Here is a 15,539-nt window from a genome sequence, read left to right on the forward strand (position 1 = left end):
TTAAGCAAGCAACTGGAAAAGCTCTTTGATTTCCTGTTGCTTGTTTGAACTTTCATGTTCCTCGTAGGCAGACATTAGGTTTCGCAAAGCTCGTTTAATGATAGTCACATTGTCGCAAGGATAGGTAAATTCTCTATCTGGATTGAGGTTCAGTTGCTTCAAAAATGAATTTACATCGCTTTTTTGCATAACCTGACCACGATTAAAGGCATTGATGTAAAACAGCACATTTTCATTCCCTTCTTCATCCGAATCCATATACGCCAATACAAAATGCTTTGGTAAATTGATACCGTAGATTGGAATGTCCAATTTTTGTGCAATGATACTATAAATGCAGGATAGGGTTAAGGGATTCCCCTGTTTGGTATCGAGTACTTGACCAATATAGGAATTCTGTGGGTGATGATAGTCCTTTGTATTTCCTGTTAGGCCGAAAGAGCCAAAAAGAACATGATTCATTAGGTTCACTTTTTCCAGTGGGCTCATGTCGTAATGCAAACCGCGCCATACCTCAGTTTTGAGATCTTCTATCGCCAAAATAATCTTGTGGTCTTCATAAGAAGGATATTGATAATTATTGAGGATAATTAATCCTTCCAGTAGATTGAATGAGTTACTCAGGTTCCAGATCTGTAACTCGTTTTTGGTCTGATCAAATTGAATTTCATGAATGATATTCTCTAAACGTCCCTGTATTCTGGGATCGAAGCTTGATTCCCAAAATTTTTCCAAATAGGGTACAATCTCAGGACCTTGGCTTTTTAACTGGTGTTCCACTTCCTGAATAATCTGTTGGTCGGTGTCGTCCAACAGGGATATTAGCGATTTCAACTCTCTCTCATTCATCATAACGAAGTTAAAGAATTGATTCGAAATATGAGCTAAAAAAATCCCTACCGTAATTGATGTACTGCGTAGGGATTATCCAGGTTAAATTGGCATACAATTATTTGAGCTGACCATCCAGCATATTGACAACTCTTTTACCGTATTCGGCATTCTTTTCAGAATGGGTTACTTGTATGATCGTAACACCATCATCGTTGAGCTGTTTGAATAGATCCATGATTTCTTCGCCTTGTTTGGAATTTAAATTACCCGTAGGCTCATCGGCTAACAATAACTTGGGCGATCCCGCTAATGCACGCGCTATACCTACAATCTGTTGTTGGCCACCGGATAGTTGGGCTGGGAAGAGATCCTTCTTACCAACAATACCAAAGCGATCGAGCATATCGGCAACAATAGCTTTTCTTTCTTTGCTCGAAATGTCCTTATAGATCAAAGGTGTTTCAATATTTTCATATACAGTCAATTCATCCAGGAGATGGTAAGCTTGAAATACATAGCCGATGTGGGATTGGTATAGTTGCGTTCTTTTTTTCGCTTTCATTTCCAACACATTCTCGCCCATAAAGATATATTCACCTTCATCAGGCTCGTCGAGCATACCGATAATATTTAATAAAGTCGATTTTCCGGACCCTGAAGGTCCCATGATGGAGATAAAATCACCTTCAGCGATATCGAGACTTACATCTTTAAGGACGAATGAGCGTGTACCACCTACATTATACCACTTGAATAAATTTTTTAATTGTATCATTTTTTAGTATTGAGATCTTAGATATTCGTATTTATATTTTTACCGGTAACCATAATTATTGTTCGACTCTGGGTTAAGGCCATCACTGCTCATATTATCTTTTATTCATCGCGCAGACTATCTATTGGATTGGTTTTTGCGACTTTGAGAGATTGGAAACTGATGGAAACCAATATGAGGATAAATATGCAAAATATTGGAATCAAAAACGACCACCAGGAAAGCTGAATGTGATAGGCGAAATTAGAAAGCCATTTATTCATGAGCATATAGGCTAGTGGAAGGGCTATGCCAATACCGATCAAAAAGAGTTTGAAAAATGGTTTGTTCAATTGAACAAAGAGCAATTGTACCGATGCTCCCAGTACTTTTCTGATGCTCATTTCCTTTTTTCGTAATGCCGCCTGATATGCCGCCATACTGAACAGCCCTAAGGCCGCGATGATCACGGAGAGGCTAGTGAAACTATTAAAAGCCGTCTGCAATTCTTGCTGTTTTTTGTGCTGTAAAGCATATTGCTCATCCATAAAGGAATAATCAAGGGGGAGGTCTTTTGCGGTTGGGTTTTTCGCCCACTCTGCTTTGACTGTTTGAATTGCCTGATCGACCATGCCTTGTTTTGTTTTGACCATAAGTGTCGTCTGAAAACGCATAGTGCCACATTCATTTTTAAATGAATAGATGGTCGGTTGAACTACATTCTCAAAGCCATAAGCTTTACTGTCTTTGACTAAACCGACAATTTCAAAGTCTACATCACAGCCCTTAATTTTTGCACCCATAGGGTTTGAAAGTCCTAAATTTTTGGCTGCAGATTCGTTTATAATAGCATAATGGGCTAAGGAATCGCGAAGCAATTGGTCCAATGAAATATTGGTATTCCCCTGTGTACTGGAGATGTTTAACGTCTTGAAGTATCCAGGATCAATGCCGACATGTGCAAATGAAATGTTTTTTTGGGCATAGGAAAAATCCATTTTGGGAGGCTGCTCACCTTCTCCCGGAATATTGGTCGCCGATGCGGTAGATGCAATACTCGGATCATTTTCTAATCGCCTCTTTAATTGTTCGTAGTTGTTTTTATTGTAATACATACCTACTCCCTTGAAATTGATAACCTGCGCTGGCTCAAACCCTTTATCTGCCTGCTGCATGTACTGAAGTTGGCCCCGGATGATTAACATACCCGAGATAAACAAAATCGCCATGCTGATTTGAAAGGTTAATAAGGCATTGCGGAAAGTTCCTTTTTTGAGTACTGATGTTAGTCCGCCTTTAAGGAGATTAACGGATTTGAAGCCAGAGAGTACGATAGCTGGGTATATTGCCGATAGAATTGTTGTCAATAGTACGGCAATAGCAAGTTGGGCGATTGTCTCCGAGCTCAAAATATACCCCTTAAGATCATCGTTGAACCATTTTTGTAGAATATTTCCTGTGAGAGCCAAAGTGACGAAACTTAAGATTGCAGCACTGAAAGTCAGGATAAATACTTCCAGTACCAATTGTCTGACGATAGCCCAGCGTGAGCTGCCTAATATTTTTTTAAGCGCGAGTTCCTTAATGCGTTGATCCGCCTGTGCCATAATCAAATTGGCAAAATTGGCAGCGGCAAGTAAGAGGATCAAAACGGAGAGAATACCAATAATCCACGTAATGATATAAGCTGTGTCAGTACCTGTTTTTGGCCTTAGATGAAGATTGGCTAATGGATCCAAATAGATTTTTCCCTTGGCATAACTAGAAGAACGTATTTTATCTTTTGGTGCAATTTCTTTCTGGTAAAGCGCATTGATGCGATTAGTCAACTTTGGGATATCCGTACCGGGACGAACCTGAATATAAGTTTGATACAAAAAAGGATTATTATCGGCGAAGAGATCCTGCGGTTCGCGGATAAAAAGGAGATCGTAATCAATGATGGACAGACTCTGTTTTTTGATCGTACCATAAATCGTCTCCTGCATACCTAGAGCAAGGCTTTGAGTTGGAACCGAATGGGGACTGTCAAAATTTAGATCTTCTTTTTTAAACAGTTGTTCGGCAATAGGACTTTTGACCAAGGTCGCTTCCTTTTGGTCTTTGTTTTTATAGAGCGGTCCAGTCGCATTTTTTACCTGAAAAATTTGCGCAGCAGAAGAATCAATTAATGCCGCGTTTTTGATAAGGACTGTTTTTTCACCAAAAAGGGGGTAACTACCGTAGTTATAGACTATTTTTCTTCCTGCATATACAATATCAGGTAAACTCTGTTTTAGCAATGGAGCCAGTGAAGGTGAAGTTTCGTCCGTAAATGCACCTTCCGATTCAAGGCCAATTTGGTAGATATCCTTAAAATGTGGGTTCCATTTATCGTAACTCGTTTCGCGATTAATATATTGATAGGAAAGGATAAAACCCGTAAAACCCAGGGTCAGACCAACAATATTTAAGAAAGTAAAACCTTTATTTTTTAAAAGTTTGCGCCAAGCTAGTTTGAAATCATTTTTTGCCATTTTTTGGAGGATATTATGTTTAAACTAATGCGAACCAATTCACTCAATTAAAATTACAATCCCCTTGCCATTGTTGTAATTGTTTTGTTATAAGTGTTTTATGTTGTTTTTTTTGTTTTCGGATGTCCGATTTCGAACAGTTTACGTCCAGAATCGAACATCCATCTCCTAAGCCCTTGGTTCATTGCCCACAACGCAACAAGAAAGGCAATTACCAAGGCAACAAACACCAAATTTTAAGATTTTCTGACTTTATTCATCCCTTAAACTTTCGACTGGATTGGCACGGACGACTTTCCAGGTTTGATAACTAATGGTTCCAAATGCAACCAGGATTGCACTAAGACCCGCTAGAATAAAGTAGAACCAATTGATTTCTATTCGATAGTTGAAATCTCTCAACCATTGATTCATTGCCCACCACGCAACAGGTGTAGCAATGATCAAAGCTACAAACACCAATTTTATAAAATCTCCGGAGAGTAATTTGAGTAATCGGATGGAACTTGCGCCGAGAACCTTGCGGACACCGATTTCCTTGGTTCGTTGCTGGGTCACGTAGGTTGCCAGTCCGAAAAGTCCCAGAGCGGCAACAAAAATGGCTACAAAAGCAAAGCAACTGAAGATATTTTTTGTCCGTTGGACATCTTGATATAGATCTGCGAAGCCGGCATCGAGAAAATTGTAATCGATTTTTTGATTTGGTGAAAACTTGTTCCAAACGGTATTAATGTCGGCCAATGTTTTGGACATTTCTGTAGATTTAGTCTTGATGGAAAGCATGGAGGGGCTGTTGGCGAGAGTCATACAAACGGGATAGTAGCCCTCATCTTTCATCGATTCAAAGATAAAATCGTCGACGACGCCGATAATGGTCCAGGTCATGCCATTGGTAATTTGTACGCCAATTGGATTTCCTTTGATGCCTAGATCAGCAAGCATTCTTTTGTTAACAATAGCACCAGAACTATCCGATGCGATATGTGGATCAAAGTTTCGGCCGGCTATAAGTTTTAGTCCAAATGTAGTGAGGTAGCTTTCGTCGATATTCCAGAATTGCCCGCCTTCTCCCAATTCAAGATCTTCTTTTCCTTTGGCCCAAAAAAGATTCCCATTTCTTTTTGCACCATCCAATTGGACCGGTAAGTAGTCGCCGATGGAGACATCACTTACTGTTGGAATGGCTTTCAATTCATTTTTTAATTCTTTTGCCTGGGAGGCAATACCCGTTATACCGCGGAGTACGATTACCTGATCCTTATCGAAGCCAATGTCTTTATTGAGCATAAAACTGATTTGCTGATTCGCAATAAGTGCACTGATCATCAATATAATAGATGTTGCAAACTGGAAAATAACCAGTCCATTGCGTAACAACGAAGATTTAGGATTGGTGACCGATTTGCTTTTTAATGCGTTGATAGGTTGAAAACCTGATAAATAGAGCGCTGGGTATAAACCGGCCAGAATGCCGATGAACAACATGCTCAAGATCAGCGAAGGCACAAAGTACCACACTGTCCACGGTATAAACAGCGCTTTGTTGGCTAGATTGTTAAATACAGGTAATAACAGGAAGGCTAATAATAACCCTATAAGGAGTGAAATAAGACTGTAACATATCGCTTCGGTCATAAATTGGAAAATCAGTGTCCGTCGATTTGATCCAATGGTTTTTCGAATTCCGATTTCTTTGGCTCGCGTTGCTGCATTCGCCGTTGATAAGTTGATGAAGTTAATACAGGCAATCAATAATATAAAAAATGCAATTCCCGCAAATACCCAGACCATCTTAATGTCGCCTTGACATTGTGTTGCCATTCCATATTCCGAAATATTCTTCGAGTGCAGGTGCATATCAAGGGCGTTTTGAAGCAATACGGTTGATTGCATCATTTCGGGCGATATTTTCATTCCATTTTTTTTGTTGAGCAAAATATAATGGTCCTGAATATAGTTTTTTGAAATGCTGCGCTGTGCATTGGCAATATCTGCATTCTCCTTCAGTTTTACATAGGTAATGTAATTCGTCGCGCCCCAATTGTTTTGCTCACCCGGGTAAAAAGGTTCGCCTGCAAGGGAAATAAAATAATCATAGCCATAGAGACTGGAATTGCTCGGGACATCATCGATCACAGCCGTTATGTTGTATAAGACATTTTTATTATTGTTCAGATAGATCGTTTGTCCTACGGCATTTCCTTTGAAATATTTCTGAGCCCTACTTTTGGTAATGACTATCGCATTGGGTTTGTCCAGCGCATGTGATAACTGTCCTTGTACGACCGGAAGCGGAAATATTTCCAAAATGGACTGATCAACATATACAAAACCTTTATCAAGGTAGTTCTCCGCACGGCCATTTACAGTAAACAGATTGCTTCCGGCACCAAATAAGGTATTGGGTAAAACGCGACCGGCTAATTCAACACTTGGGATTTCCTCTTGCAAGGTTTTAGCTGCTGGGGCAGGAAAGGCAAAGGTTTGCCTCACTTTATCACCATCGGGTGCTGAAACGATAAGACGGAAAACACGGTTCATGTTGGGATACATTTTATCATAACTGGTTTCATGTCGGATGTACAGCATAATAAGAATGCAAATCGCAATGCTAAAAGCGAATCCGCCGATCTTGATGATCGAGTACAGTTTGTTGTTGACCATATTTCGCCAAGCGATCTTTAAATTATTTACTATCATAATAAAAGTCTTTTACGGTTTTGTATTTATTCATCGCGCAGGCTATCCACAGGATTGGCGCGAATGGCTTTCCAAGTCTGATAGCTGATTGTGCCTAAAGCAATTAAAATGGCACTCATTCCTGCAAGAATGAAGTAGAGCCAATTTATTTCGATCCGATAGTTAAAATCTGTAAGCCATTGGTTCATTGCCCACCACGCAACTGGTGTAGCAATGACCAAGGCTACAAACACCAATTTTATAAAATCTCCAGACAATAATCGGAGTAATCTAATCGCATTGGCTCCAAGGACCTTACGTACGCCAATTTCTTTGGTCCGTTGCTGTGTCACATAAGTTGCGAGACCGAAAAGCCCGAGCGCAGCAACAAAAATGGCAACAAGAGCGAAACAAGTGAATATATTCTTGGTCCGTTCCACGTCTTGATAAAGAGCCTCAAAACCTTCGTCCAAGAAGCTGTAGTTAATTTGTTGATTTGGGGCAAATTTGTCCCATACTCCTGTGATATCAGCGAGCGTCTCTTTGAGATGTTGCGGTTTTACCTTAATAGAGAGGAGGGAAGGATTGCCTTGTAATGTCATACAAAGTCCTGCATACCCCTTATCCTTTAGCGACTCAAAAATAAAATCATCTACTACGCCAATGACGGTCCATGTATTGCCATTGGTGATTTTTGCACCAATGGGATTCTTTAAGTGAAGTTCGTCGGCCAATTTCTGATTGATAATAGCCGAACTGCTATCGGTGGCTCTGGTGGGATCAAAATTTCGTCCTTTATTTAAATGAAGACCGAATGTGCTCAGGTAATCCTGATCGATTTCCCAAAATTGGCCCTGTGTAGCCATATCAAGATCTTTTCTGCCATCGACCCAGAACGGATTACCATTTCGTTTGGCTCCATCGATGGGTACTGGAAGAAAATCACCCATGGAAACTGAGGCAACATTGGGGAGGCTCTTTAGTTCATTTTTTAAACTTGGAAGCTGTTTCGATAATGTTCCAATACCGCGAAGCACAACGACTTGTTCCTTGTCAAATCCCAGATCTTTGTCCAATATGTAGTTTATCTGTTTATTGGTTACCAATGCTCCAACGATAAGGATAATTGAGGTCGCGAATTGAAAGACAACCAAACTATTCCTAAACAGCGAAGATTTAGCGCCAATGACATTGTTTTTCAGTGCGGTAATTGGTTTAAATTTGGATAGGTACAATGCTGGGTAGATTCCGGCAAGACCACCGATCACCAATATGGCCACCAAAAGAGAAGGAAAGAAGTACGCTGCTATCCAAGGAATGGTCAAGGATTTGTTGGCTAGCTGGTTGAATACGGGTAGTAGTAGCCAGCTTAGAAAGAGCCCAATAATCAGTGACAATACACTATAACAAATTGCTTCAACAAGGAATTGTCCAACAAGCAGCTTCCTGGAGGAGCCAATAGTCTTACGGATACCAATTTCTTTTGCTCTCGTTGCTGCATTTGCTGTCGATAAGTTGATGAAGTTAATACAGGCAATGAACAAAATAAATAAAGCTATTGTTGCGAAGGTCCAAACCATGCGAATATCGCCTCTGTTCAATGTACTAACTTTATCGTCGCTTATATCCACAGATTTTAAATGCATGTCGAGTGCATTCTGTAAAGTTATTTTTGCCTGCTTGAAAAGCGGATTAAGTTTCCGTCCTGATTTTAGATATTCAGGGAGATAATGTATCTCTAAGTAATTCTTTGAAATTTCTTTTTCTGCCAGTGCAACATTTACGTTGGGTTTTAATTTGACATAAACAGTATAATTGTTATTGAGCCAAGCAGTCTGTTCGCCTTGATAAAAAGGTTCTCCAGCGAGCGACATAAAAAAACTATAACCGGCAAGGGTCGAATTGTTGGGCACATCTTCAATGACCCCAGTGATGGTATAGGCCTTCGATTTATTGTTGTTGAGATAAATCGTTTGTCCAATTGGATCATTTTTAAAGTATTTTTCGGCCTTGCTTCTGGTAATAACCAATGTGTTGGGCTTATCGAGTGCATGGGACAGCTGGCCCGAAACCATTGGCATAGGAAACATGTCGAGAATGGACTGGTCGACATAGACAAATCCGTCATCGTAATGGCTATCCGGGCTGTTATTTAATGACAATTGGTTGCTGCCCGCACCGAATAACGGATTAGGTAGGATGCGCCCCGTTTGCTCAATGGAGGGTATTTCTGCTTTTAGGGTTGGCGCTACCGGTGCAGAAAGTGAAACCCAGCGCTCGGTTTTATTCTCTATGGGTAACTGAACAACCAAGCGGTAAATTCTATCCATAGCCGGATAAAACTTATTATAGCTCGTCTCATGTTTTAGATATAAAACAATAAGAATACAGATCGCAATACTAAAGGCAAAGCCACCAATCTTGATGAATGAATATAGCTTGTTTTTCGCCATGTTCCGCCAAGCTATTTTGAGATTATTTCCTATCATAGCAGAAATTTTTAAGGTCTGAATGACTGGTAGTTATAATCAAAACAGACTTTTAAGCTGAAATCAATTGCATTGCCACTTTGTTAATGTGTTGATAACTAGTTTGTTGTTTTAAATTTGAAAAGCTCGTCTGTACGATATCGAACAGTTGGGCGTTCAGTATCGCACAGACGTTCTAGGCGCTGACGGTAAATAGAGAATTACTTACTCTTCAATCTCTTTCAGCTGGAGATGATCACATAGTTCGAACATCATTTTAGCTGGATCTGTATCAATAGCCAATGCGATCAGGTACATTTCATCCAAACGCAATTTAGCCGTTTCGGTCATCGTTAACTCATTAATTCTTGCCTTACTTAAACCTGTTTTGCGCGCAATTCGCGATTTATTAACGGATTTCTTCTCTAAAAATTCACCTAGCTTTGTCATAGTTATGATTTAGTATGCTCTTGTTTTGTATAGATAAATATACAAAATGTTATTTTTATTTATACAAATGTTTTTATTTGTAGAATATTTTCTATTCTTTTGTATTGAAAATCTATATCATTTAAATATGTCAATGATGAAAACAGCGAAATTTCAAAAAACAAAAGTATATAGGAGGAGATGCGGAGAGTTAGACATGCAAATATATTATCGTATGCTGCTACAACGTATTTCGCGGCACCTGTCACCCGAAGAAGTTTCTTTTTTAATGGGAAAGTCATTCGATTTTATAAATAAAGTTGAGACATTCAAAAGGAAAAGAACTTTTGTTCATGATTTGGTTGTCATGCAGCTTGTACTAGAAATAAAGAGTATGAATGAATTGATGCCTTACGGAATTGATTTGTCGTCACAGAAGTATACATATGAATTGCATGTAACTAAATTGGGTGACCGCGTTATTTATGAACTGTATAAAGTTGATGTAGAGCAAGATCAAAAAGTAATCGAATTTAAGCTAATCGATATTCGACATGATCTCGACCCGTATGAAATTTCGACAATAGAAGAAGTAAAAAAGATAAGTACTCTCTTGGATGAGAATATTGATATCGGATATTTTAATGTGGAAAAGAGACCTGATGAAATACACAACTTATGCTGTGCTAAACTAGAAAGGTATATACATCCTAAAAACCTGATTAAGGTGCTAGATAATTTCCTTAATCGGTCTGATGAACGCAAAATTATTCGGAAAGTATCTAAATACGGATTCTGTTATATTTTAGCTGCTCCCACGGATTCGACAGAAAAGAAATAAGCAATTTTTAGCTGTCCAACACGAACAGCTAAAAATTGCTTCAAAGATCCTAAGCCGTAGGTACACCAATTATAAACTTCCATTCCCAATAGGTTAATAATAAATACACTTTTTAGCTTAGATAACCTACGGCTTATTTTTTCTTATTCATCCCGTAAACTATTGACAGGGTTAATACGGGCTGTCTGGAATATGCGGGTGGCGATAATCGCTAAAGTTGTCAAACCAATACACAACCCTGTGAAAATAAATAGAACGATCGGTACATCTATATGATAGAAGAAATTTTCTAGCCATTTATGCATAAACCACCATGCTATAGGGAAAGCTATTAGAATCGCTATTAGGAGGAGTAAGATAAAGGATTTGGAAATCATATATGTGATCGTATTTACGGAAGCCCCAAGTACTTTACGGATACCAATTTCTTTTACTCTTCGTTCTAGCGTATAAATAGCAATAGCTACGATCCCTAAGATGGCAATCAGCATACTGGAACCGGTAAAAAGTGCTAATTGCTGGTATTGTTTTTTTTCTTTGTTATATTGATTCTGTACTTGATCTTCCTGCCAGTTGATCTGCGCTATCCGGTTTGGAAAAAATTTGTTCCATGTCTTGTTTACCAGTGCTAAAGCTTCCTTTTTCTTGCCTTCCTCTACTCGAATGAGCATACAGCCACCTTCCCATTCAGTTTCTGCCTTAATTGCAAAGGGACCGATCGGAAACTTTAAACTTGCTCCGTTAAATTCTTTAAATATACCCACTGGTGTATTTTTTAGGAGCTCTAAACTTTTATTGAGTTTAAAAGGGAGCCGTTGGGCTGTTCTTTCGGAAACGAGCATGTTTGTAAATACTGGTTGCCCATTGTGTACCGAATCCGTAAATGATCTGTCCAGTGCATAGTCCGCACTCAAAGGACGTCCGTCAATGAGTTTTATACCCATTGTTTTGATGTAATCATAATCTGCATAAACAAATACAATAGGCAGTTCTTTGTTCGGGTCGTGAGGGTCTTTTACTATTTTAAAATCTGCACTCCCGCTAAAGGGAGTCCAGCTTGTGAGGCTAACCGATGCGATGTATGAATTTTTTAATAGCTCCTGTTTGAAAGCCTGATCCTTTCCTTCCCAAGAGGTATAGTTGATGGCTAAAAGATTTTTGGGTTCGTAGCCAAGATCTTTGCTATACAAATAATGCAGTTGTGCCCGCATTGACATCATGCAGATCGCTACGACGATGGAGATAGCAAATTGGAAGACAACCAGTATTTTGGTAAATGCCATATTTAAGGGAAGTCTGAAGAAAGAAAGTTGCTTCCGAAGTTCAAGCGTTGGCTGTGTTTTCGATAGAGACAACGCAGTCGGTAAACTGCACAGCCAGCCTAGAATTATCCAGGTGGTTAGTAGTCCAGCAAACATGAATAAAGAATGCTGGTAGCTCATTGTCAATGGATGCTCTAAATAGTTTTCAAATGCAGGACTGACAAGAATATAACCGAACAATGCGATCAGAAAAGAGCTGGCAAAGAGTATTGTACTTTCTATGCCCATTTGTAAGATTAGATTTTTTCGGCTTGCTCCCAATACCTTACGGATACCTATCTGTTGTGTGCGTTTTAAGGCATGCGCAAAGCTTAGGTTAATGTAATTAATACTGACCAATATAAGAATAAGTGTCGCTATTCCCACCAGTAGGTAAATATCTTGCATGGGATTCTCCCATCCTGTAATACTTTGTAGGTGTATATCTTTGATGGGTTCAATAAAAAGATTAAAACTTTTCGCCCAGTCATTCAGTTTTTGTCCTTTGTACCATTTGTTTATTTTGGTAGAAAAGTGGTTAATATCAGTTGTGCTTTTGAGCAATAGAATTTGTGTTTGCAATGAGCCGGCCTCTGCCGGATTAAATTCAATTATCTTAGGCATCAGCACGAGCGCTTCTGCCTGAAAGGATGAATTGTGAGGAATATCCTCAATAATAGCATTGACATAATAAGCCTCTGGTTCCCCTTCTTGCGGTTTATTGTAGAATGTGCTGCCGAGTACATCTTTTCCGCTGAAGTATTTTTGTACAGCAGAGGCTGTCAATGTAATGTTTTTTGCACCTGCAATAATTTGTTTTGGATTGCCTGCAATTATTTTTGTATCAAAAAGATTGAAAAAACCACTGTCAATTTCTAAGGTACTGATTTCAGCTAGTTGTTTTGACAGCCCGTTGATTGTTAATTTCTGTGAACTACTGTTGATCGTGGTATAACCTAAAATTTCAGGAAAATTAGTTTTCAAGACCTTTGAGAGACCTTCAGGAGCTCCTGAAATATTGGTTTTGACACCTTCCTGTGTTTCTTTGGGTACCACCCTCATTCGGTAAAGCTCATTGGAGTTGCCCCATTGTCTGTCGTAGGAAAGCTCATCAATGACAAGTGAACTAATTAACATAAATACCAGTAACGCGATGGTTAAGCCGATGAGATTTGATAGCGAATAGATCCGATTGTGCATCAATGTTCGCCAAGCGGTTTTAAGGTGATTCTTTATCATACTGTTTATGTGGATTGGTTTCTTAGATTATTCATCTCTTAATTTTTCAACTGGATTAAACCGAGTTGATCGAAATACAATAATACCAACCAATAAACTCAGCAAACCAATCAACGTCCCCAATGGTAACAAGTAGGTAAATGCATTGATTTCTACTCGGATAATGTAATTTTGTAGCCAGTATTGCATCATTAGATAGCTCAGTGGAACTGTCGTAAATGCAGCAAATAGGAAGATTCCGTAGTACTCTTTTGAAAAGAGTAACATCAAATGTGCTAATGAAGCCCCAAGTACTTTACGAATGCCAACTTCTTTATTGCGCAGATGGATGGAAAGCGATATTAATCCGGTAAGTCCCAATGCCACGATCAGTAGCGAAACAACCGTAGCAATCTGGGAAGCGCGATGCAGCTGCAACTCAGTTTCATATAAACTTTTGATACGTTCATCCATAAACTTATACTCGAACGGTGCATCAGGTAGCAACGTTTTCCACTTTTTTTCCAGTTGTTGTACTGCATTGGAAAGAGAGCCTTTTTGTAAGCGAATACTGAGGTATCGGTATTGAAGGCTCTCATGTACATCTATCCAGATAATAGGCGGGGATGCCTGATGAAGTGTGTTGGCTACAAAATTTTCAGCAACGCCCACAATAGTCATTTTGTAACTAGGATCATTGACTGCTATTTGCTGACCAATCGCCTGCTCGGCATTTTTAAAGCCAAAATCATCCATAGCCTTTCTGTTGATGACGACTGGTCTATTATCCGCATGAGTAGCATAGTTTTTAGGAAGAAAAGTTCCCGCAATTAGCGGTATCTCATAGGTTCCCAAAAAGTGACTATCACTTGTAATCCGTTGTACCTGGATTTCTTTGTTTTCAACCGTACCAAATGCAGATTGCATATTGAATCCCAGTAATCCAGGTGTTTCATAAGATAAGCTTACAGATTTTACTTCTGGTTGCTGGCTGAGTTCATGTTGTAAAGTCTCCATTTTGCGAACACCATTTTCGGACCAATCTCTAGGTACTTGAACGGTTAATAAGTAGTCCTTGTTGTAACCTAGATTGCTATGGAGAAATAGGTCCACCTGTTTGGAAATAATTAGTGTGCAGGCCAGCAGCAGCAAGGCTACCCCAAATTGAAAAAACAAAAGAATTTTTCGTACCAGCTGTTTGCCGCCCAAGGTCGAAAACTGATTTTTGACTGCCGGAAGTACCGCTATATTGGAAAGCTTGATTGCTGGATATAGACCCGCCAGTAAACCAATTAATAATGTCATTATACCCAGTAGACCAAAAAAATAAATCGGCAATTCTATTAACGTAGGGAGCTTGCGCATCAAGATATGTTCGAAGATTGGGCTTGTCACGATATAGATTGGCAGACTGATTAATGTTGCTATGGCCACGATCAGGATATATTCGGTCATCAGTTGTCTAATAAGCTGCACCCGAGACGATCCCATCATCTTGCGAACACCCATTTCCTTTAATCGCGTAATATGCTGAGCGATACTAAAATTAATAAAATTTATAATGGCCATGGTCAAGATAAAAATAGCCGTCAAGATCAATGTCTGTATCATTTTGCGAACAGCCCCCTGGTTGTCGTCCAAATAATAGGTTTTCAATGGTTTTAAACTAGGGCTATATTGGCTGGAAAATTCCTTATCTGTATTTTTGCCTACCAGCGTCTCTATGGCAGCATCTACTTGTTCCGAGCTGACACCTGGCTTCAATTCAATATAGCCGGCAATATATGGATTATTCCAATTGTCTATAGATCGGCCAAAGAATTGCTCGTTGATGATCGGTAAAAATATGTCTGCATGCATATTCTTTGTGAGATCCATAATGGCATTTTGGACATCGGATTTGATGATTGCTGTAATTTCAAAATCGTGTTTTTCACCCTTGAAATTTTTTATTTGTAGCGATTTTCCAAGTACATCCGCATGGCCGAAATATTTTATGGCTGCTTTGTCACTGATGACAACTGAGAAAGGATTATTCAGGGCAGTATTGGCGTTACCCGCTAGAATATGGAATCCGAACATCGTCAATAGACTAGGATCTCCGAGAGACATCCCTTCTTCATGGATTGTTGCTCCGTTTGCTACGATACCTGTCAATCCATCAATCCGATAATAATTAGAGACGAGATTAGGATACTCCTCATATAAGGCTTTGGGGAGCGCCCCTAACGTGGTTAAGTTAATACCAAATCCTTCTTTCTTATACTTGCTTTGCAACAAAAATTGCCGATCAATATTTTTGATATTGCTATTCACTTGGTGTACATCCCATACATAGGCGCCTACAAGTAGTAGAAAAGTAATACCGCAGGTCAATCCAATTAGATTGATCAGGTTCTGCACTTTTTTCTTTCGAATATTTCGCCAAGCAATCTTAAAGTTTGTAAAGTTCATTGTCTTTGTAATAAGAATTTATTCCGTTCATGAAGCTGTTTGTAT

General features: G+C 39.2%; 9 protein-coding genes. 1 reads left to right on the top strand and 8 read right to left on the bottom strand.

All coding sequences use genetic code 11. The features are described from left to right. The 6 genes from CBM24_RS04260 to CBM24_RS04285 all read right to left on the bottom strand — a co-directional run bounded on the left by CBM24_RS04260 (position 1) and on the right by CBM24_RS04285 (position 9,701). Positions 1-852: a transglutaminase-like domain-containing protein gene (locus CBM24_RS04260; RefSeq protein ID WP_312352434.1), complete on the bottom strand. Its 852-nt coding sequence runs from the start codon at positions 850-852 to the stop codon at positions 1-3. Positions 853-949: 97 nt separating this feature from the next. Continuing rightward, positions 950-1,609, bottom strand: a complete 660-nt coding sequence (locus tag CBM24_RS04265) for an ABC transporter ATP-binding protein (RefSeq protein WP_046672265.1) — start codon at positions 1,607-1,609, stop codon at positions 950-952. A gap of 101 nt (positions 1,610-1,710) precedes the next feature. Beyond that, a complete protein-coding gene (locus CBM24_RS04270) occupies positions 1,711-4,104 on the bottom strand; it encodes an ABC transporter permease (RefSeq protein WP_075991149.1) in 2,394 nt (797 codons plus the stop codon). A gap of 252 nt (positions 4,105-4,356) precedes the next feature. Beyond that, positions 4,357-6,804 (bottom strand): ABC transporter permease, encoded by a 2,448-nt coding sequence (locus tag CBM24_RS04275; RefSeq protein WP_088160312.1) that lies wholly within the window; start codon positions 6,802-6,804, stop codon positions 4,357-4,359. 26 nt (positions 6,805-6,830) lie between these two features. Beyond that, positions 6,831-9,272, bottom strand: a complete 2,442-nt coding sequence (locus CBM24_RS04280; protein ID WP_088160313.1) for an ABC transporter permease — start codon at positions 9,270-9,272, stop codon at positions 6,831-6,833. 204 nt (positions 9,273-9,476) lie between these two features. After that, positions 9,477-9,701 (bottom strand): helix-turn-helix domain-containing protein, encoded by a 225-nt coding sequence (locus tag CBM24_RS04285; RefSeq protein ID WP_070566237.1) that lies wholly within the window; start codon positions 9,699-9,701, stop codon positions 9,477-9,479. A 196-nt stretch (positions 9,702-9,897) separates the two neighbouring features. On the opposite strand from CBM24_RS04285, the gene CBM24_RS04290 reads away from it, so the two are divergent. Continuing rightward, positions 9,898-10,521, top strand: a complete 624-nt coding sequence (locus CBM24_RS04290) for a hypothetical protein (protein WP_157625898.1) — start codon at positions 9,898-9,900, stop codon at positions 10,519-10,521. A gap of 143 nt (positions 10,522-10,664) precedes the next feature. On the opposite strand, the gene CBM24_RS04295 is transcribed toward CBM24_RS04290, so the two are convergent. Together CBM24_RS04295 and CBM24_RS04300 are read right to left on the bottom strand one after the other, a co-directional pair. Then, positions 10,665-13,061 (bottom strand): ABC transporter permease, encoded by a 2,397-nt coding sequence (locus CBM24_RS04295; protein ID WP_088160315.1) that lies wholly within the window; start codon positions 13,059-13,061, stop codon positions 10,665-10,667. Between the two features lie 27 nt (positions 13,062-13,088). Next, entirely contained in the window at positions 13,089-15,494 is a 2,406-nt protein-coding gene (locus CBM24_RS04300; RefSeq protein ID WP_088160316.1) for an ABC transporter permease, read from the bottom strand. Positions 15,495-15,539 lie beyond the last annotated feature (45 nt).

It is taken from the genome of Sphingobacterium sp. G1-14, assembly GCF_002196555.1.
GTDB classification, from domain to species: Bacteria; Bacteroidota; Bacteroidia; order Sphingobacteriales; family Sphingobacteriaceae; genus Sphingobacterium; species Sphingobacterium siyangense.

Coding starts and splice junctions, on each gene's coding strand:
- CBM24_RS04260 (WP_312352434.1), bottom strand. CDS start 852: ATGATGAATGAGAGAGAGTTGAAATCGCTAATATCCCTGTTGGACGAC.
- CBM24_RS04265 (WP_046672265.1), bottom strand. CDS start 1,609: ATGATACAATTAAAAAATTTATTCAAGTGGTATAATGTAGGTGGTACA.
- CBM24_RS04270 (WP_075991149.1), bottom strand. CDS start 4,104: ATGGCAAAAAATGATTTCAAACTAGCTTGGCGCAAACTTTTAAAAAAT.
- CBM24_RS04275 (WP_088160312.1), bottom strand. CDS start 6,804: ATGATAGTAAATAATTTAAAGATCGCTTGGCGAAATATGGTCAACAAC.
- CBM24_RS04280 (WP_088160313.1), bottom strand. CDS start 9,272: ATGATAGGAAATAATCTCAAAATAGCTTGGCGGAACATGGCGAAAAAC.
- CBM24_RS04285 (WP_070566237.1), bottom strand. CDS start 9,701: ATGACAAAGCTAGGTGAATTTTTAGAGAAGAAATCCGTTAATAAATCG.
- CBM24_RS04290 (WP_157625898.1), top strand. CDS start 9,898: ATGCAAATATATTATCGTATGCTGCTACAACGTATTTCGCGGCACCTG.
- CBM24_RS04295 (WP_088160315.1), bottom strand. CDS start 13,061: ATGATAAAGAATCACCTTAAAACCGCTTGGCGAACATTGATGCACAAT.
- CBM24_RS04300 (WP_088160316.1), bottom strand. CDS start 15,494: ATGAACTTTACAAACTTTAAGATTGCTTGGCGAAATATTCGAAAGAAA.